The organism is Methylibium sp., assembly GCF_035762065.1.
Taxonomy (GTDB): domain Bacteria; phylum Pseudomonadota; class Gammaproteobacteria; order Burkholderiales; family Burkholderiaceae_C; genus Methylibium.
In genome coordinates, this window is record NZ_DASTPW010000044.1 from 31,984 (window position 1) to 50,898 (window position 18,915).

An 18,915-nucleotide genomic window follows, 5' to 3' on the forward strand; every position below is an offset into this window, starting at 1 on the left:
TCTTGGGCTGGGCGGCGGGTTCGACCACTGCCGCTTGCGAACTCAGGTCAAGCTCGCGTCGCGAGGTGTCTGCCGCAAGAGTGGCCGACGGATGTCTGCTTGCCCTGGTCACCTCACGATGGACCGTGCTTCGGCTCACGTTCACACCGGCTGCGGAGAGCGCTTGGCGTATGGCCTCCAGCGTGTACCCGGTGGCGTACAGGCGATGAATCTCGTCTGCAAAGGGCAGCGCCTTGCGCGTGCATCGGCCAGGTGGCAGGCCGGGCACAAGGCGGACGGCGCCCAGTGCGTTCCGTACGATCGCTCGCGCACTCGTCGGGCGCTCTTCCGGGTCTGCTGACGTTGGATCCGTCGAACCGGTGTCGTTCAAGCTGCACTCCCACGCGTCGCGAGTTCGGCGGAGTGCACAGAGGCTCGATCTCGTGTCACCGCTTCCCGGTCCCGTCTTGTCAGCGTTTCACCTTGAACCGGTCTTGTGGCGGGTGTGTCACGCACGCAGCCCGCTGGCGTCGCACGCCGTCTCGCTGCGGTTGTGCCCGTGTCGCGGCTGCGTCCCGCGTTGTTTCGCTGCCGTCTCACAGTTTCCGAACTGGTCACGCTCGTGTCCCGCATGCGTTTCTCTGGAAGGCATTTTCGATGCGATGAAGGCTGCCTCGCCTGCTGGATTCCGGCCGAAATCCAGCGGCTCAAGAGCCACGATTCGAGCCAACACTGAATGCGAAGGTGAGTGCAGAGATAGGCTGCTTGCCGCCAAGTTGTGAAGCGTTCCGCTTGCCTCGCATCGCATCGATTTGCTCGGCCATGAACACCCCGACTCACGAGTTCGTCACTGTGGACATGCGCGGCCTTAAGGCCGCGTTGGTGGCGCGTGCGCAGGCGCAGCGGGTCAGCGTGTCGGTGCTGGTGCGTGCCGCGGTTGAGCGCGAGTTGGGGATCGTCGATGCATCACCCGAGCCTGAGGGCGCGATGCGCACCGCAGCCTCGGCGGGCTCGATCGTGAAGCTGTCAATCCGATTGATAAGCGGCGAGGCCGAGCAGCTCGATGCCGGAGCACGGCGCGCCGGCCTATCGCGCGGCGCCTTCCTTGCGGGTCTGCTGGCGAACGTGCCGTCGTTGACGGGCGACTCGGCGAGCCGCGTCGATTGCCTCGGTGCGCTCACCGCATCGAGTGCCGAGCTATCGACGTTGAGCCGGGAGATCCACCGACTGACGGCCTTGCTGCGTCAGGGCGAGGTGGGTCCAGCGCGGCAGTACCGCCGATTGCTCGACACGCTGGGCGCCGACGTGCGCGCGCACCTGATCCTGGCGGCGAGCGTCCTGGCCGACCTCCGGCCCGCGCGCCCATCCGCCGGGCGCGGCGAGTCGAGGCGACCCGCAGCCTCGTGAAGCAAAGGAGACCGACATGTCCCAACCACCCAACATCGACGGCGTGCTGATCCAGTGGGGCGACCGGCTCTTCTATCCCGGCAACCGCGTCGTCAAGACCAAGCCGCAGCCGAAGCTCAGTGTTCTGGCGGCACGCCAGCGCGCGGCGGCGATCCGCGAGCGCATCGAGGCGACGGTGGTGCGCCGAGCGCCCCAGGTGATGGTCAAGGTGACCGGCGGCGGGCGTGGCATGAAGGCCATCGCGGCGCACTTCCGCTACATCAGCAAGAACGGCCGGCTCGAGATTGAAGATGAGCGCGGCGAGACAACGCGAGGCAAGGAGGCGCTGCACGAGCTGACCGACGACTGGCGTTTCGGCGGCAGCCTCATCGAGGACGTGAGCGATCGACGCGAGGCCTTCAACATCATGCTGTCGATGCCGCGCGGCACTGACCCGCTGACCGTGCAGTGGGCGGCGCGCGAGTTCGCGAAGATCGAGCTGGCCGACCACAAGTACCTGATGGTGCTGCACGACCACCAAGCCAACCCGCACGTTCACATCAGCGTGCGCGTTGAGTCCAAGCACGGCCGGCGACTGAACCCTCGCAAGACCGACCTGCACCGCTGGCGCGAGACCTTTGCGGGGAAGCTGCGCGAGCGGGGTGTTGAGGCCGAGGCCACGCGACAGGCGACGCGAGGCAGCAGCCGAGACTACGACCCGCTATGGAGGATCAAGGCGCGGGAAGATGGACGGCTTCGTAAGACTTTCGCAACGGCCAAGTCGAGCCTCAAGGCGCGCGGGTCGCGAGCAGAAGCGCTCGCCGCTTGGCAGCAACTCGGGCGAGTGCTTGGAGCATCGAACGATGACGCAGACAGGGAGCTGGCGCGTTCGATTGAAGGCTACGTGAGTGGCATGCGGACTGGCGATGTAGACCGGTCAGCAGGCAGAACGCCTGCGGCTGAGAAGACCTCCAAGACGGTGGAAATGGGGCCCGGTCGATAAGGCTCGTAGTGGAGTCGCACCCCGATCCATAGCCAACGCGTGCTAGAACAGCGCATGCCCGCGAGATCAGTCCGTGACGTCAAGTCCGTCGAAGTTCATCCTGATCCGTGCCCGGAACTGCTCGTGGAGCGTGGGCCCGATAGCAAGGGAGTGGGCTCTTGGGTGCCCTTCGACAAGCACCGGCTCCTGTCGCACTACCTGGATGCCAGCCAACATGCTTGGCGGCAATGGGGCCATCGGGTGTTCATCGACCCGTTTGGGGGCCCAGGGCGGATTCAAGTCAAGGGTGAAAGCTTCACCCGTGACGGCGGTGCGGTCGTTGCCTGGCGAACGCTTCAGCGCGCAGCCACCCCCTTCACACAGATGCTGGTCGGCGATCTTCAACAGGAGCGGGCTCAGGCCTGCGCTGACAGGCTGAGCGCCTTGGGGGCCAAATCGACGCCATTTACCGGACCGGCAGTTGATACTGTTCGAACGATGGTCAGCGCCGTGCCGACGCGCGGGTCGCTTACCCTGGCGTACATCGACCCGTACAACCTGGAGTACCTGTCGTTCTCGATCATCGAAGCGCTGGCCTCGTTGACGAAGGTTGACCTGGCAATCAACTTCAGCACGATGGACCTGCAGCGAAATGCCGAATTCGAGTTCGACCCGGGGCGTGCGCGGTTCGACGCTGCGGCACCCGGGTGGCGAGACGATCCGATCATCTGCTCATCGAACAAGCGAAACGTTCCGATCGCGTTCTTCAACTACTGGTGCGGGCTGGTCAAGGGACTCGGCTTCCAGTACAGCAAGGAGATGCCCCTGGTGCGCAACGACGATGGGCACCCGATCTACCGGATGGTCTTCTTCGCCAGACATGACCTGCCGGTTCGGCTCTGGGGCGATGTCGCCCGCGACAAAAACCGCAGTCTGGACCTGTTCTAGGCGGCGACAACGGCGACTGGAAATTCATCCCAGCGGCGACCCGAGAGTTCGCGCCCGTTGCGCTTCTTGTCGCGCCGAACGCCATCGGCGCCCCAGGCGCCCCACTGCTTGAAGAAGAACGGCACATCTTGCGCGATGGCCTGGGCGCAAACGCTCTCGGCCCAGCTCTCATCCATCGGTCGAGCTTTTGCGCCGCTCTCTCCGCCAACAATCACCCAATGAATGCCGCGGAGGTTGAGCTTGCCCACGTCCTCGAGCAGCGGCTCCACCGACAAGAAGCGGACCGCCGCCTTCACCTTCCGCAATTGCGCGATGCGCGGAACACCGTACCTCCGGTCTTCCACTGAAACGCCGAGCCAGACGTTGGCCGGGCAAACACGGCTGGCGAAGAACGTCGGCAAGCGCTCCGCTCGCTTGGTCAACACCTGGTAGGTGTGCTGCGGGGTACGTTGGCAGACATCAAGCACCTGATCCACAAAGCGGTCAGGCACAGCCTCGTGGAACAGGTCCGACATCGAGTTGACGAAGTAGGTTGTCGGAGTCTTGCGTCGCAGCGGCTGTTCGAGCCGTTCCGGGTGAAGCGTCAACTCGAACCCGCGTTCATACCCGGGCGCACCCATCGCCTTGAGCCTGCGGGCCATCGTTTCGGCATAGCAATGCTTGCAGCCCGGTGACAGCTTCGTGCAGCCGGTCACTGGGTTCCAGGTGTGTTCTGTCCACTCGATCGACGACTCAGCCATGCCTCGCTTTCCTAGCGCCAAGTTTAGGCGGCGGCCTTCATCAGGTCTGGGCTGGCAGCTTCACTTCCATTCCGGCCGCCCCCGAGCCGGCGCACTTAGGTCGATCCGCTCAGCCCCTGCCTGCTCAAGCTTGAGTTCGCGCCAAGTGCACGCACGCCACAGCTCCTCAGCCGTCTTGTCGCGCTGCTCCTTGCCGATGCGCGGCCACGGGGCCGCGCGCAGCCGTGCCGAGCAGCAGCTCACCCGCTCCTGTTCCCCACCTTGTGCATTTCGTCTATGGCTTCATTGCAAAATACTGGATAAATATACAGCTTTGGATGATCGCTCGCATCCGCCTTCTTCGCCGCCGGGGAGTGCTCCTCGCCAAAGGGCCAACTACTGTCGCGTGGGCGGACGAAGGGTACGTGGAGACCTTGGTTGATTGCGCAGGCGCCCAACCCGGCCGCCGCCTCGTACTCCGTGCGCTCCAGCGCCGCGCTGTGGCGTCATGTTTCAGCTCTTCAGACCGACGCTCGTCACCATCGAGCACGGGTTCATGCGGGTCCGCGGTGTCGAGCCGCTTGGACCACCCACTCTTGGACGACTGCGGCGAGCCCGTCGGTCGTGTCAGACCGCGGGGCTGACGCCCTTTCCGAGGGGCACCGCCCGGAAACCGTGTCGTTTGGGATGCGGCACTGGAAGTAACCGAAAATACGCTCCAACGAACACAAACAACGGGAGCCAAGGCGTGCAGGAGCTTGACGTCGAGATACCAGGCCGAGCGGCTGATGCACCTCTGGAAGGCGCATGACTAACGCCTTCTTCGAGCGCCCGATCCTGAATTCCCCTTACGAGTACCCGGCGCACCACTGGGAACTTGGCGAGGACAAGCAGCCCACGCAGCGCATCGTCGATAGCCGCCGACGCGCAGACTTCGTGATGCCGATCCCAGCGCCAAAGAAGCGCAAGGGGGCCGACAAGCAAGCCGCGCTGCTGTTCGACGAGCGTTCGACCCAGGAGCAGCAGTACGATCACACGGCTGTCATCAACGCGGTCCGCGCCGAGGTGGATAAGTGGCGTGCGCTGCCCAACCCAAGCGACTGGCGTGTTTCCCCGGAGACGGCCCGCCTGCTTGAGCACTGGCGCCATCACGCCTTCAGCAACACCCGTCCGTTCTTCTGCCAGGTCGAGGCCGCCGAGACGGCTATCTGGCTGACCGAAGTGGCGCCGCAGCTGGGCAAGGCGGCCGAGCGCTTCATCGATCACCTGGCCAGCGCGAACCAGGACGCCAATCCCGGCCTCAGCCGGCTCGCCTTGAAGCTCGCCACCGGGGCCGGCAAGACCACCGTTATGGCGATGCTGATCGCGTGGCAGACCGTCAACGCGGTGCGCCGGCCTGGCAGCAAGAAGTTCACCCGTGGCTTCCTGGTCGTGACGCCTGGGCTCACTATCCGAGACCGCCTGCGCGTACTGCAACCCAACGATCCGGACAGCTACTACGCCAGCCGCGAATTGGTGCCGAGCGACATGCTCGACGACCTCAACAAGGCCAAGATCGTCATCACCAACTACCACGCATTCAAGCTGCGCGAGCGTGTCGAACTCTCCAAAGGGGGCCGGCAACTCCTCCAAGGCCGCACTGGCGTCGCACCCGAAACCCTGGAGACCGAAGGCCAGATGCTGCAGCGGGTGATGCCCGAGCTGATGGGCATGTCTCAAGTAGTCGTGATCAACGACGAAGCGCACCACTGCTACCGCGAGAAGCCGAAGGCCGAAGTCGATGCCGAAGACGACGATCTCTCTGGGGACGAGAAGAAAGAGGCCGAGCAGAACAACGAAGCCGCGCGCCTGTGGATCAGCGGCATCGAGGCGGTGCAACGCAAGATCGGCGTCAGTCGCGTGATGGACCTGTCGGCCACCCCGTTCTTCTTGCGCGGATCGGGCTATGCCGAGGGGACGCTGTTCCCGTGGACGCTGTCCGACTTCTCGCTGATGGATGCCATCGAGTGCGGCATCGTCAAGCTGCCGCGCGTGCCGATTGCCGACAATATTCCTGGCGGCGACATGCCGATGTACCGGGAGCTGTGGAAGCACATCGGCAAGCAGATGCCGAAGAAGGGCCGCGGCAAGGCCAGCGGGCTGGATCCGCACAAGCTGCCCACGCCCCTGATCACGGCCTTGGAAGCGCTCTACGGCCACTACGCCAAGACCTTCGAGCTGTGGAAGCGCGCCGGCATCAACGTGCCGCCGTGCTTCATTGTTGTGTGCAACAACACGGCCACATCGAAGCTGGTGTACGACTACATCGCAGGTTTCGAGCGCGAACATGATGACGGCACGCGCTCGCACGAAGCCGGGCGCCTCGAGCTGTTCCGCAACCACGATGAGCATGGCAACGCCATCGGCCACCCTCGAACGCTGCTGATCGACAGTGAGCAGCTCGAGTCCGGCGAAGCGCTGGACGACAACTTCCGCGGCGTGGCCGCCGACGAGATCGAGCGCTTCCGCCGCGAGATCATCGAGCGCAGCGGCGATCCGCGCGCGGCCGACACCATCAGCGACCAGGACTTGCTGCGCGAGGTGATGAACACCGTGGGCAAAGCCGGCCGTCTGGGCGAATCCATCCGCTGCGTGGTGTCGGTGAGCATGCTCACCGAGGGTTGGGACACCAACACCGTCACCCACGTTCTCGGCGTGCGCGCGTTCGGCACGCAGTTGCTGTGCGAGCAGGTCATTGGCCGCGCGTTGCGGCGCCAGAGCTACGAGCTTAACAACGAAGGGCTGTTCAACGTCGAGTACGCCGACGTGCTGGGCATCCCGTTCGACTTCAATGCCGAGCCCGTGATTGCGCCGCCCCAGAAGCCACGCGAGACGGTGCGCGTCCAAGCCGTGCGGCCGGACCGCGACGCGCTGGAGATCCGCTTTCCCCGCGTGCAGGGCTACAGCATCGAGCTGCCGGAGGAGCGCATCACCGCGTCGTTCGACCCTGACTCGACGCTGACCCTCACGCCCGAGCTGGTGGGCGCCACCGAAACGCGCAACAGCGGCATCATCGGCGAGCCGGTGGACCTGACGCTCGCGCACACGGCCGACGTGCGCCCCTCGCAGGTGGTGTACGAACTCACGTCGCACCTGGTACTGCACAAATGGCGCGACCCTGGCGAAGCGCCGCGCCTGCACCTGTTCGGCCAGCTCAAGCGCATCGTCAAGCAGTGGCTCGACGAAGGGCACTTGGTTTGCAAGGGCGGCACCTACCCGGCGCAGCTGAAGTACAAGGCCTTGGCCGAGCGGGCCTGTGATCGCATCACGGCCGGCATCGTGCGGGCGGAGCTGGCCAAGTCACGGCCGATCCAGGCCGTGCTCGACCCGTACAACCCGACCGGCAGCACGCGCCACGTCGCCTTCAACACCACCAAGACCGAGCGCTACGCCACCGATGCGCACCTGTGCCACATCAACTGGGTGGTGCTCGACAGCGATTGGGAGGCTGAGTTCTGCCGGGTGGCCGAGAAGCACCCGCGCGTGCGGGCCTACGTGAAGAACCACAACCTCGGGCTGGAGGTGCCGTACCGCCTGCAGGCCGAGATGCGCAAGTACCGGCCGGACTTCATCGTCCGCATCGACGATGGACGCGGCGACGATGACCTGCTGAACCTGGTCGTCGAGATCAAGGGCTACCGCGGCGAAGACGCGAAAGAAAAGAAGAGCACGATGGACAACTATTGGGTGCCGGGCGTGAACCGGCTGGGGAGCCACGGCCGCTGGGCCTTCGCCGAGTTCACGGACGTGTACGCCATGCAGCACGACTTTGCGGTCAAGCTGCGAGAGGCGTTCGATGCGATGGTCACAAAGGTCGCTGCCGTTGCCGCGGCACCGACGGCTTGAGCGCAGACATGGCTACCTCCAAAGGACGCAAGGGATCGGACGGTGCGCCGGGCACTGGCAAGACCGTCACTGCCATCCAACACGACGACGCGAAGCGCAAGAACATCCCGACTGCTGAGTACCAATCGGTACTCGAGAAGCAGAAGCTCGCGCCGGTTCGTGTGAGGTACCCGCGAGCCGAGGCCGGCGCCGCGCTGGGCGATGAGAAGCAGGCCCGGAATCGCGACATCGACCCGCAGCTTGTGTGGCGGGGTAAGGATCAGCAGGACTGGAGCGATCTGGTCGTACACGCGCCACCGCTCTACATTCAGGAGAAGGTGCACGCCAAGGCGCTGATCGACAACTTGCTGCGTGAAACCCGCGAGCGGGAACACGCCGAAGGCGAGCGGACGCCCGACCTGTTCGCCGACTTCAACGGCATCCCGCACGGTGCCGACAAGACCGAGTTCTATGCCCACGACCAGAACTGGTCGAATCGGATGATCCTGGGCGACTCACTGCAGGTGATGGCGTCGCTGGCCGAGCGCGAGGGCCTGCGCGGCAAGGTGCAGTGCATCTACTTCGATCCGCCCTACGGGATCAAATTTAACTCCAACTTCCAGTGGAGCACGACGAGCCGGGACGTGAAAGACGGCAACGTGCAACACATCACACGCGAGCCGGAGCAGGTAAAGGCGTTTCGGGATACGTGGCGCGATGGCATCCATTCATACCTCACGTACCTTCGTGATCGTTTGACAGTCGCGCGCGACCTACTGTCTGACTCTGGGTCTCTGTTTGTCCAGATCGGCGATGAGAACGTTCATGCTGTCCGGAGTGTCCTTGACGAGGTGTTCGGTCCTGACAATTTCGTCAGCCTGATAACCGTCAAGAAGACAACTAGCGCATCCAGCGAGTTGCTCGCAGGTGTCAGCGACTATGTGCTGTGGGCAGCTAAACAGAAAGGCCAGGTCAAGTACCGCAGACCCTTCCTGCTAAAGGCCGCCGGCGAGGCGGGAGCGACCCAGTATCGCTACTTGGAGCAGGCGGACCTGTCTCGACGATCTCTACGACCGAACGAATCGGTGGCCACCGCTCAGGGGCAGGGGCGGCTGTTTTCTCATGACAACATCACCAGCCAGCGTCCGCCAGGTGACTTCCCGGTCGAATTTGAGGGCCGCTCGATCACACCGCCAACCGGCTACTGGAAGACTGGCCAAGTGGGGATGGGTCGACTTCGAGCAGCTAGACGGCTCATGGTGGTCGGCAGAACCTTGCGCTACGTGCGCTTCCTAAACGACTTCCCAGTCTTCCCGCTCTCGAACCTATGGGATGACACGGTGACCTCTGGCTTCGATGATGCCAAGGTCTATGTTGTCCAGACAAACACAAGCATCGTTCAGCGTTGCATTTTGATGGCAACTGATCCGGGTGACCTGGTTCTTGACCCTACTTGCGGTTCAGGCACTACCGCGCACGTTGCGGAGCAATGGGCTCGTCGATGGATCACGATCGACACGTCACGCGTGGCGCTCGCGTTGGCGCGAGCCCGGATCATGGGGGCCCGATATCCGTACTACCTGCTCGCAGACTCGCGGGAAGGCCAGCTTAAGGAGGCTGAGGTTACGCGGTCGGCCCCTTCAAGCCAGTCACCACAAGGAAGCGTTCGCCTGGGCTTTGTGTACGAGCGCGTTCCGCACATCACGCTGAAGTCGATCGCTAACAACGCCGAGATCGACGTGATCTGGGAACAGTGGCAGCAGACCCTGGAACCCCTACGCAAACAGCTAAACCTAGCGCTTGGGCGTCAGTGGAGCGAGTGGGAAGTACCTCGCGACCTAGACTCGAACTGGCCTGAAGTCGCGAAAAAGATGCACACCGACTGGTGGACCGCCCTCGTCGCTCGCCAGCGAGCGATTGATGCGAGCATCGGCGCCAAGGCCGAGTTCGAGTACCTATACGACAAGCCGTATGTGGACAACAAGCGCGTCCGAGTGGCGGGGCCCTTCACGGCCGAGAGTCTTTCTCCGCACCGAGTGTTGGGCGTCGACGAGAACGACGAACTGATCGACAAGGTGGCCGAGCCGGACGCGGACTACGCGGCGAAGCAAAGCTTCCCGCAGATGATCCTCGAGAACCTGAAGACGGCGGGCGTCCAGCAGGCGCACAAGGAGGGGCGCATCACGTTCACGGCGCTGACCGCCTGGCCGGGCGAGTACATCTGTGGCGAAGGCAAGTACGACGAAGGCGAAGGCAACAGCGCCCGGCAGCGCCGCGCGGCCATCTTCATCGGCCCGGAGTTCGGCACCGTCACCCGCGTGGACCTGGTGGCCGCCGCGCGCGAGGCACGCGACGCCGGCTTCGACGTGCTGATCGCCTGCGCCTTCAACTACGAGGCCCACACGACGGAGTTCAACAAGCTCGCCGACCTACCGGTGCTGAAGGCGCGTATGAACGCCGACCTGCACATGGCCGAGGACCTGAAGAACACCGGCAAGGGCAACCTGTTCGTGATCTTCGGCGAGCCCGACATCTCGTTGTTGACCGAGGCCGACGGCCGCATCCGTGTGAAGGTCAACGGCGTCGATGTTTTCCGCCCGAACGAGGGCAAGGTCGAGTCCAGCGGACCCGACGAGATCGCGTGCTGGTTCATCGACACCGACTACAACGAAGAAAGCTTCTTCGTTCGCCATGCCTACTTCCTGGGCGCGAGTGATCCCTACAAGTCGCTGAAGACCACGCTCAAAGCCGAGATCGACGAGGAGGCCTGGACGACGCTGCACAGCGACACGTCACGGCCCTTCACCAAGCCCAAGTCCGGCCGCATCGCAGTGAAGGTGATCAACCACCTGGGCGATGAAGTGATTAAGGTCTTCAAGGTGGCGTCGTAGCGGTTCATGGCCACCGTCCCGCGCGCAACGGACCCGGTGCTGGCGGCCTTAACGCGCCACCTCGACGTCAAGCCGCGAAACGCAGTCGCGCGGCGACATGAGGCGATGCTGCGGGAACTGGGCTTCCTGGGCGAACGCGAGAACGAGAACCTCGCCTTCATTCGTTCGCGCAATTGGACCGACCAACGGCTCAGTGCGCTGTTCAGCTTGAACAGCATCTACCAGGAGGTGCTTGGACCTCTCGATGCTTCGGCGCGGACGGGGCAGGCAGGGCTGGGGTCACAGCATCCCATCGTTCATGGCTCCATGCGATTCGACGCCGCGCACACGGCACGCGTCAGGAGCGCAGTCGAGGACTTCTTCACCATGGTGAATGAACTCGGCTTTCGGCGCGACTGGATGACGAAGAACACCTGCGGCGACCTTGTGTTCTACATTGCGCGGCACGAGCGGGAGTCCGGCGCAGACGGCGATCCAGGGGGTCGTCGTTGAGCGCTGCGGCGCCCACTTGGCTGGCCACGGCTGATGCCCTTGCGAAGGCCTTTGCTACTAAGCATCGGGTCGTCATGCGGTTGACCGACCGCCAACTGTCGGCAGCGTTTGAGATCGGTACGTTGCATGCGTTGCTGAAGTTCTATGCATCGCAAGGCTACGTGCTGACTCCGCAGAACCTCATCGAAGGAAGCGAGTACAGGTACCTGACCTCGCCATCCGGCAACCCGGCTAACTTCTCGTTCGTGCAGGCGGTCGGGCCTGACGGCGAGTTTGAGATACGCCAGCAAGTCAGGGTGCAGTCTCATGTCGACGCGGACATCGCGTTCACGCCTGACATCGTTGTGCTTCTCAAGGGTGCTGCGATCGACGACTCCAGGCGCGTGGATTACGCGAGTGGCAAGCGGCCTTACTACCGCGTAGCCAGCTCGTCGGTGGTCGCGGCGCACGAGTGCAAGTCGATGAACCCGTTCCCTGAGCTGTTGGTGTCGTTCATCGGCATGCTAGTCGCCGCGCACGAGTGGTATCCGGCAGGGCCGGGGTTCGAGTACACGCATCAGGATGGACATCTCGGCCCGACCCTCTTCGTGGGCGGAACGGCGCGCAGCATCCACCTGCGAATGATCAGCGCGATGCAGAAGGCTTATCGCCTGAACATCATCTGCGGTTTGCATGAGGGGACTTGGAGCTTGATCGACGCCAAGAACCGAATGCTGCGTTCTGCGGCTGGGCTGCCCGCTACAGTGGTGGACGATGACGCCATCCCCTTCTGATAGTCGAGGTCGCTTGCAGTGAACTTCCGAATTGCCGACACGTTCACAGCAAGCCTGGCACGCCTGACGGGCGAGGAACAGAAGGCCGTCAAGACGACGGCCTTTGACCTGCAGATGAACCCGGCCAATCCGGGCATGAGCTTTCACAAGCTGGACAAGGCGCGCGACAAGAACTTCTGGTCGGTGCGCGTGAGCAGCGACATCCGGCTGATCGTGCACAAGACGGCGGACAGCCTTCTGCTGTGCTACGTCGATCACCACGACAAGGCGTACCAATGGGCCGAGCGGCGTCGCCTGGAGACGCACCCGACGACGGGAGCTGCGCAGTGGGTGGAGGTACGCGAGCGCGTCCACGAGATCGTGATTCGCCGGGAGGTGCCTGCCGCTGCCAAACAGGCCAGCGCCAAGCAGCCGCTCTTCGGCCACATGTCCGACGACGACCTGCTGGGTTGGGGCGTGCCGACGGAGTGGTTGTCCGAGATTCGCGCAGCCGATGAGGACAGTCTGCTGACGCTGGCGACTCAGCTGCCAGCGGAAGCGTCCGAGGCATTGCTCGAGCTGGCCACCGGGGGTACGCCCAGACGCCCACAGGCAGCGCCGGCAGGGGCTGACCCGTTCGCCCATCCGGACGCACAGCGCCGGTTCCGCGTGATGCAAGACGTGGAAGAGCTGGAGCGTGCGCTCGAATTCCCGTGGGACCAGTGGACGGTGTTCCTGCACCCCGCGCAGCGGCAATGGGTGGAACGCGACCATGGCGGCCCGGCTCGTGTGTCGGGCTCCGCAGGCACTGGCAAGACCATCGTTGCGCTTCATCGCGCGGTGTACCTGGCGCGAAGCAATGAGAGCGCCCGCGTCCTGCTGACGACGTTCACGCCGGCCTTGGCTCACGCACTGCACACGCGGCTGCGCCGGCTCGTCGGCCGCACGCCGATGTTGGCCGAGCGAATCGACGTGGTGGCGATGGACGAACTCGCTGCGCGGCTTTTCAAGTTTGCTTTCGGCAAACCGGCGCTGGCAGACGATGCGACCGTCCGGCACTATCTGGATGAGGCCGCTGCCGCGGTGGCGGCCGGCCCAGTGGCAGCACCTTCGACGCTACCGGCCAAGTTCGGAGCGGGGTTCTTGTGGAGTGAGTGGGCCGAGGTGGTCGATCCCTGGCAGATCGACAGCTGGGAGAGCTATCGCGACTTCAAGCGCCTGGGGCGGAAAACGCGCCTATCCGAAGGGCAACGTGCGGCGGCATGGCAGACCTTCAGCCGGGTCCGTGATCGGTTGCGTGCCGAGAACCGCCTGACGCGGGCTGAACTCTTCACCCGCCTTGCAGAGCACTACGCCGGCGGTACCAAGCTGCCGTTCGAGCATGTCGTGGTGGACGAGGCGCAGGACATCAGCGCACCGCAGCTTCGCTTCCTGGCCGCGCTGGGGGGTCAGCAACGCAATGCGCTGTTCTTCGCGGGTGATCTGGGGCAGCGCATCTTCCAGCTTCCGTTCTCTTGGAAGTCGCTCGGCGTCGATGTGCGCGGGCGGTCGCGAACGCTGCACGTCAACTACCGCACCTCGCACCAGATTCGCATGCAGGCCGACCGGCTGCTCGGGCCTGAGCTGGCCGACGTTGACGGCAACGCCGAAGACCGCCGAGGCACGGTCTCGGTCTTCAATGGCCCGCTGCCTGTGGTGCAAACAGCCGCGTCGATTGATGCTGAAGTTCAAGCGGTGGCCGCATGGATCGCCGAGTGCGCCAAGCAAGGAATTCGTGCAGGGGAGATCGCGGTCTTCGTGCGCTCGGATGCCGAACTCGAACGGGCGCGGCGCGCGGTGAGCATCGCTGGGCTCGCGCACCATGTGCTCGACGAGCTCGTCGACACCGACACCGACGAGGTTTCCATCGGCACGATGCACCTGGCGAAGGGGCTGGAGTTCCGCTGTGTGGCGGTGATGGCCTGCGACGACGAGGTGGTGCCGCTTCAGGAGCGCATCGACGCCGTGTCCGACGAGGCAGACCTAAAGGAGGTTTACGACACCGAGCGGCACTTGCTGTACGTGGCGTGCACGCGAGCGAGGGATCGGCTGCTTGTTTCTGGCGTCGAGCCGGTATCGGAGTTTCTGAGCGACCTGACCTGACGCAGCAGTGGGCGCTCAGGTCCAGCGGCGCAGCGCCGGGCTCCACTTCGCGTCGAAGCGCAACCCGCCAACGGCTGCGTCGATCGGTGGCCGAAGAAGTGCATCAAGCGCGCCGAGAACATCCTCAAGTTTGTCGGCCTGTAGCCCAGCCTTCGTCACGAAGGCGCGCCATTGCTTGCCCTTGACAGGGTCCGCCGCGAACTCCTGAGTGAGGGCGATTGGCGGTGCCGCCGGGAGAGCCGTGCCGCGCCTGGCGAACGTGGCGCGAAGCGCCGCGACAAGGACGCTGCCGTCGAGAGTTGATGTCTTGGCGATCACGGCGAGGTCGAAGAAGTCCTTCATACGGCTGTTGTTGATCCCCAGCTCCGCCATCGCGTGGAACTTCTCGGCAATCACTGTGTAGATGGGATAGGCGCGCAGTTGCGCTGCGCCCATCCCAACGAGCAGGGGCGGGTAGGTGACGAGTTCCGGATCGGGCGTGACCGCGTCGCCAAACCCGATGTCCACCTGGACCGGCAAGCGCGCATTGCCCACGAAGGCGGTCAGTGTCATGCGCAGTCCGCCATAGACGTTGTCCTCGCGGATCGGCGCGATACGCATGCTGTCGATGTCGTAGCGAACGCCGTCGTCGGCGTCGATCACGCAGACCGAGGTGAACGTCGCCCGCAGCGTGTCGGCGTCATCCGCGCCGAAGCCGAGCAGATCGGCATCCTTCGTCGGTCGATGCGGTGTGTCGTACCAGAGCGCGAAGAGCAGTGCGCCCTTCAGCACGAAGCTACCCGCATGCGGCGATACCGAAAGCCGGTACAGCAGCCGCTCGATCACGAAGCGCGACAGCAGCAGGTTGTAGTTTTCGCCCGTGCTCCTCGACCGGTTGAGCAGGCGGGCAAGCACCGAGGCGGAACGGTCCGCGCTCATCCGGTCAGCGCTTCGAGGTACGGCCGCATCACGTTGCTCATCCGGTTGACCTTGGCGTAGCGCGACAGGTCGTCCATCGTCACCTTGCGCGCCTTCCAGGCCTCGCGCAGTGCTTCCAGCGCCACGTCGAGGCCCACCTTGCTGCGCAGCTTGAAGCAGTCGGTGATCGTCTTGGCCAGGGCGTAGACGCGCACAGGTGCCCCGTCGAGCATCACCGTTTCGATGCCTTCGGAGAAAGCAGCGCCCGACAGGCGCGTCACCCGGATTGCCGTGCCGGTCCCCTTGGGGGCATGCGTGCCAGCCGGAAGTGCGATCCAGACTTCGAACGGCGCCTGCGAGCCCACCTCGTGGATCTCAAGTGCCGAGAGTAGGCACACCACGGCCTTCGGGGCCTGCTTGGTCACCTCGACCACCGACTGGTGGGCGCTGGGTGAGGCTTCGATGCCGGCGTAGAGCCCTCGGCCAACACGGCGCAGGCGGCCACCTGCGGCCATGCGTGAGATCACGCGCGGAGGAACGCCCGCGGCCGAGAGCTCGCGCGCGGAGACGGCCGGCTGCGCCTGAGCGATGCGCAGGAGCTTGTCGGCATGGGCGCTGCTCATGCGGGGATGGTAGCAGACTGCACTACTTATTAGCAAGTAATGCATTTTTAGGCGTTCTCTTTGAGTCTGCGTGCTGGCACGCGCCAACGGTGCGGAGGCAGGCCGCTTGTGGCAGCGGCGGCATGGCTTCGCTTGACGGATGCCATAGCCACACGGGCGCCAAAGGCTCGCTCACCTGAAGGTATCGCCAGTCGTCCTCGACGCCAATGGGCAAGATGAACAGCAAGGGCGCCGCACCTTCGCAGTCGGTCAGGGTCGCACTAGCCAACGCGTTTGCCGCGCCGAGGTTGTAGCGAAGCCCCTTGATGAAGGACCGCCCATCGCCGACGAGCTTTTCGACGAGCTGCTTCTCGGATGCGTCCTCGACCGGCAGCCACTGTCGAGTGACCGGCATCAGCGACAGCTCGACGATCGTCGGGATACCGGCAGCTGCAACGCTGAAGGTGGCGATCATCACCATGTGGATGTCGTCGGCGGCACCCCACAGCGCGAGTGCCGGCTCGAAGCGTCGGCCGAGCCGGCGGTAGAGCTTTTCGTCCAGCGCGAAGGCCTGGTCGGGGACGTGCTTCACCAACGCCTTGAAGCCGTAGCGTGCCGGCACGATCTCCTTCACCTCGGCGATCAGCAGCATCAGGTGCTGCGGCTTGCCGGGCGGCGCGATGGCCTGCGACCACTGCGACATGCGCCTGGCGTTGATCGCGTCTCGCTGATCGACCGCAAACACTTCGGGAATGAACAACCGCGCGCGCAGAGCATCCCCGCGCGCGATCTTGTTCTCCGCCGCCTGCAGGAGGTGCCTGCGCACCGTGCCCCAGGTGCGCTTGCCCGCGAAGCCGGGCTGCCAGCGTGTCAGCTCGGCCTGGTCCCACAGGTAGTGCAGCAGTCCACGCAGCGACAGCTTCGTGCCGCTGCTGGCCACGCTGTCGCTATCGCTGCCCGCGGTCGGCATCTTCGAACGGCCCGCGACCTTCAACATCGCGAAGTCGAGCTTCAGCGTCGTCTCGCCCGTGACCGGGTCTTCGGTGATCGCCGAGCGCAGCACCTGCCCCAGGCCGGAGACCTCGGGCGGTGGCTCGTAGGAGGTGCAGTCGGGTGCGTGATGGCTGCCGGTGTCCGGCATGCGCTTGACGACGTAGCCATCGCCCAAACCCGCGAGACGGGCGACGTACATCTCCACGCCCCCCACCAGGCAGAGGCAGCGGGGGCGTTGATGCGCTGCGTGCGCTGCGGCGATGGCTTCAGCGAAGGCTGCCGTTCCGGCTTCGAGTCGCTTGCCGCCAACCAGGTAGGCCGCTCGCCGCCCAGCATGCTCGACGGCTTCACCCGGTTCCGGCGCCGCTGTTGCCATCGAGACTCTCGCGTGCCGTCACCGCACCGGTGCAGCACGCTCACGCGTGCGCTGCACCTCGGGCACCGGCACCATGACCGGCCGCTGCGATGGCGCGGCCTTGTCGTACACCTTGACCTTTGGCGTCTGGCCGTCGCGCATGCGCTGCGCGAGCTTCTCGGCAGCGGCGGCCATCACCGCTTCGCGTTGCTTCTCGGGAACCCGTTTGGCGACCAGCACCGCTTCGATCGCGACGAGCACGGCCTTGCGGCCACCACCACCGCGTGCTGAGCCCTTCTCGGCCGGGGCGGCACCGGTGGCCTTGTCGCCAGCCGCATCGCGCGCCGGCTCGATACGGTTGACCAGGCGCGACTCGCGCTCCTTCTTCAGCACCTCTAGGTCGGCCGGGTTCGGCTCGTAGCCCACGGCCTTGACGTCACGTACCGAGGCTTCCAGCCAGACCATGCGCCGGAACTCCTCGTTGCCCGAGACGCGCAGCGCGCGCCAATTGCGGGCTTCGGCCACATCGACCATTGAACGGGCGACCGACGGGCTGTTGGTGTCGGTCGCGAGCTTGAACGTCGATTCCGTGAACGCCACGCGCGACGTGTCGCCACGGAAGCGGTACTCGGTGCGTCCGATGCTCACATCGCCCACCGTCACGGGCGCGCGCTTGATGAGGTAGCGCTCGATCAGCGCCGCTTCGAGGCGGGCGACGAGCGCCGCGCGTTCGGCCTGGGCGTCGAGGCGCGCCATGGACTTGGCATCCGCTGCATCGGGCGCGACTTGCGCCGGCAGTTCACCCCTCAACGACGGCCTCGATGCGTTCTCAGCGCTCGCCGCGTCGGGAACCTCGTCGCGCTCGGGCACCGGATCTAGCGGCCGTTCCGGCGCGGCCGGCCGCTGCGGGCCTCGCTGCCACTCGCCGTCAACCCGCTGCACCGTCGTGCGCCTGCCTTCGGCATCGAGCGCGATGAAGCGGTTGCTGCTGAGCTGATCGGCCTTGGCGATGATCTCGGCGATGCGGTTCGAGCGGTAGGTCACATCGGCGAACGGGTCGCGCAGTTCGTAGCGCTCGCCCGGCACGTCGATCGGTGTCTGGAACAGGTCCTTGGCGATCGTCGCGCGATTGGCGGGCTCGACCGTGCCGCCCATCCTGGTCGTGCTCGGGCTTCTTGAGGGTGAGGCGTCGGTATCCATGTGGTCCTCGCTTCGAGCTGGCTCTATCAGTCGTCAGGGCTGAGCCGGTGCGGTGGCGCTGGCAGTCGCTGAGGCAATCCCGACGCCAACGGGTGCCGCTCGGTACACCTCGATCTCGACACGCCGGTTCATTGCGCGGCCAGTCGTGGCTGCGTTGTCTGCCGCGTGGTCACCCGCCGGCTGGTGGGTTGCCCGGATGCGCGCGGCATCGACGCCGGCACGGATCAGGTAGTCGCGCACGGCTGTCGCTCGCTCGCGCGCGATTCGGCTTTCAGTCGCGGAGTCGGTGCTGCCGTCGGTGCGGCCCCGCAGCACCACGAGGGGTGCCAAGCGGGCTTCGTCGATCAGCGCGGTCGACATCTCCGCAGGAATCACCACGCGCGTGCTGCCGAAGTCGAAGCGGACCGTGAAGATGCTGTTGGCTTGAGGCACTGTGGCGCGGGCCTGGAGCGCGGTGATCGCCTGCTGCCGCGCCGCGAGCTGCTGCACCGTTGCAGTCGCGGCTTCCGCCATCCGCCCCGACTCGGTCGCCAGGATGCGGGTGTTCTGCAGATCGCTCCTGCAGACCTGCAGCTCGACGGCCATCGCCGAGTTGACCGGCCGTCTCTGCGATTCGTCCACGGTCGGCGGCTTCGGTGGCGAGCTGCAGGAGCTGAGCAGCAGGAGCCACGGCAGCAGCATGGGAGCGAGGGCAGGAGCCGTGTTCATTGCAG

14 protein-coding genes are annotated in these 18,915 nt (G+C 65.0%); 8 read left to right on the plus strand and 6 right to left on the minus strand.

Going from position 1 to position 18,915, the window contains the following annotated elements:
- Window positions 1–801: 801 nt before the first annotated feature.
- The 3 genes from VFR90_RS12635 to tcmP all read left to right on the plus strand — a co-directional run bounded on the left by VFR90_RS12635 (window position 802) and on the right by tcmP (window position 3,295).
- Entirely contained in the window at window positions 802–1,386 is a 585-nt protein-coding gene (locus VFR90_RS12635) for a hypothetical protein (protein ID WP_326406493.1), read from the plus strand.
- Window positions 1,387–1,402: 16 nt separating this feature from the next.
- Window positions 1,403–2,368 carry a relaxase/mobilization nuclease domain-containing protein gene (locus VFR90_RS12640; protein WP_326406494.1) on the plus strand — a complete coding sequence of 322 codons (966 nt, stop codon included), beginning with the start codon at window positions 1,403–1,405 and terminating at the stop codon, window positions 2,366–2,368.
- Between the two features lie 162 nt (window positions 2,369–2,530).
- Window positions 2,531–3,295 (plus strand): three-Cys-motif partner protein TcmP, encoded by a 765-nt coding sequence (tcmP, locus tag VFR90_RS12645; protein ID WP_326406495.1) that lies wholly within the window; start codon window positions 2,531–2,533, stop codon window positions 3,293–3,295.
- Here tcmP and VFR90_RS12650 read toward each other — a convergent pair.
- Entirely contained in the window at window positions 3,292–4,035 is a 744-nt protein-coding gene (locus VFR90_RS12650) for a phage Gp37/Gp68 family protein (RefSeq protein ID WP_326406496.1), read from the minus strand. The genes tcmP and VFR90_RS12650 overlap by 4 nt on opposite strands.
- A gap of 786 nt (window positions 4,036–4,821) precedes the next feature.
- On the opposite strand from VFR90_RS12650, the gene VFR90_RS12655 reads away from it, so the two are divergent.
- Genes VFR90_RS12655 through VFR90_RS12675 form a run of 5 tightly spaced genes read left to right on the plus strand, consistent with a single transcriptional unit; the run spans window position 4,822 to window position 14,155 of the window.
- The gene (locus VFR90_RS12655; RefSeq protein ID WP_326406497.1) at window positions 4,822–7,899 is read left to right on the plus strand and encodes a BPTD_3080 family restriction endonuclease; all 3,078 of its coding nucleotides are present in this window, start codon (window positions 4,822–4,824) and stop codon (window positions 7,897–7,899) included.
- Between the two features lie 8 nt (window positions 7,900–7,907).
- Window positions 7,908–10,769 carry a site-specific DNA-methyltransferase gene (locus tag VFR90_RS12660; protein ID WP_326406498.1) on the plus strand — a complete coding sequence of 954 codons (2,862 nt, stop codon included), beginning with the start codon at window positions 7,908–7,910 and terminating at the stop codon, window positions 10,767–10,769.
- A gap of 6 nt (window positions 10,770–10,775) precedes the next feature.
- Window positions 10,776–11,261: a hypothetical protein gene (locus tag VFR90_RS12665; protein ID WP_326406499.1), complete on the plus strand. Its 486-nt coding sequence runs from the start codon at window positions 10,776–10,778 to the stop codon at window positions 11,259–11,261.
- Window positions 11,258–12,034 (plus strand): hypothetical protein, encoded by a 777-nt coding sequence (locus VFR90_RS12670; protein ID WP_326406500.1) that lies wholly within the window; start codon window positions 11,258–11,260, stop codon window positions 12,032–12,034. Before VFR90_RS12665 ends, VFR90_RS12670 begins: the two co-directional genes overlap by 4 nt.
- Window positions 12,035–12,052: 18 nt before the next feature.
- Window positions 12,053–14,155 carry a UvrD-helicase domain-containing protein gene (locus VFR90_RS12675; protein WP_326406501.1) on the plus strand — a complete coding sequence of 701 codons (2,103 nt, stop codon included), beginning with the start codon at window positions 12,053–12,055 and terminating at the stop codon, window positions 14,153–14,155.
- A gap of 15 nt (window positions 14,156–14,170) precedes the next feature.
- Here the strand turns inward: VFR90_RS12675 and VFR90_RS12680 are convergent, their stop codons facing one another.
- From VFR90_RS12680 to VFR90_RS12700, 5 genes are read right to left on the minus strand one after another with little or no spacing between them, the layout of a single operon-like run.
- A complete protein-coding gene (locus VFR90_RS12680) occupies window positions 14,171–15,073 on the minus strand; it encodes a nucleotidyl transferase AbiEii/AbiGii toxin family protein (protein WP_326406502.1) in 903 nt (300 codons plus the stop codon).
- The gene (locus VFR90_RS12685; RefSeq protein ID WP_326406503.1) at window positions 15,070–15,675 is read right to left on the minus strand and encodes a type IV toxin-antitoxin system AbiEi family antitoxin domain-containing protein; all 606 of its coding nucleotides are present in this window, start codon (window positions 15,673–15,675) and stop codon (window positions 15,070–15,072) included. Before VFR90_RS12685 ends, VFR90_RS12680 begins: the two co-directional genes overlap by 4 nt.
- Window positions 15,676–15,697: 22 nt before the next feature.
- Window positions 15,698–17,023 (minus strand): DUF1173 domain-containing protein, encoded by a 1,326-nt coding sequence (locus VFR90_RS12690; protein WP_326406504.1) that lies wholly within the window; start codon window positions 17,021–17,023, stop codon window positions 15,698–15,700.
- Window positions 17,024–17,041: 18 nt separating this feature from the next.
- The gene (locus VFR90_RS12695; protein WP_326406505.1) at window positions 17,042–18,202 is read right to left on the minus strand and encodes an LPD7 domain-containing protein; all 1,161 of its coding nucleotides are present in this window, start codon (window positions 18,200–18,202) and stop codon (window positions 17,042–17,044) included.
- 33 nt (window positions 18,203–18,235) lie between these two features.
- Window positions 18,236–18,910 carry an OmpA family protein gene (locus VFR90_RS12700; protein WP_326406506.1) on the minus strand — a complete coding sequence of 225 codons (675 nt, stop codon included), beginning with the start codon at window positions 18,908–18,910 and terminating at the stop codon, window positions 18,236–18,238.
- Between the last annotated feature and the right edge of the window lie 5 nt (window positions 18,911–18,915).

Bases quoted from the DNA above. Each gene is read 5' to 3' on its own strand.
- VFR90_RS12690 (WP_326406504.1), bottom strand. From the start codon at position 17,023: ATGGCAACAGCGGCGCCGGAACCGGGTGAAGCCGTCGAGCATGCTGGG.
- VFR90_RS12640 (WP_326406494.1), top strand. From the start codon at position 1,403: ATGTCCCAACCACCCAACATCGACGGCGTGCTGATCCAGTGGGGCGAC.
- VFR90_RS12635 (WP_326406493.1), top strand. From the start codon at position 802: ATGAACACCCCGACTCACGAGTTCGTCACTGTGGACATGCGCGGCCTT.
- VFR90_RS12680 (WP_326406502.1), bottom strand. From the start codon at position 15,073: ATGAGCGCGGACCGTTCCGCCTCGGTGCTTGCCCGCCTGCTCAACCGG.
- VFR90_RS12700 (WP_326406506.1), bottom strand. From the start codon at position 18,910: ATGAACACGGCTCCTGCCCTCGCTCCCATGCTGCTGCCGTGGCTCCTG.
- VFR90_RS12695 (WP_326406505.1), bottom strand. From the start codon at position 18,202: ATGGATACCGACGCCTCACCCTCAAGAAGCCCGAGCACGACCAGGATG.
- VFR90_RS12685 (WP_326406503.1), bottom strand. From the start codon at position 15,675: ATGAGCAGCGCCCATGCCGACAAGCTCCTGCGCATCGCTCAGGCGCAG.
- VFR90_RS12665 (WP_326406499.1), top strand. From the start codon at position 10,776: ATGGCCACCGTCCCGCGCGCAACGGACCCGGTGCTGGCGGCCTTAACG.
- VFR90_RS12650 (WP_326406496.1), bottom strand. From the start codon at position 4,035: ATGGCTGAGTCGTCGATCGAGTGGACAGAACACACCTGGAACCCAGTG.
- VFR90_RS12660 (WP_326406498.1), top strand. From the start codon at position 7,908: ATGGCTACCTCCAAAGGACGCAAGGGATCGGACGGTGCGCCGGGCACT.
- VFR90_RS12655 (WP_326406497.1), top strand. From the start codon at position 4,822: ATGACTAACGCCTTCTTCGAGCGCCCGATCCTGAATTCCCCTTACGAG.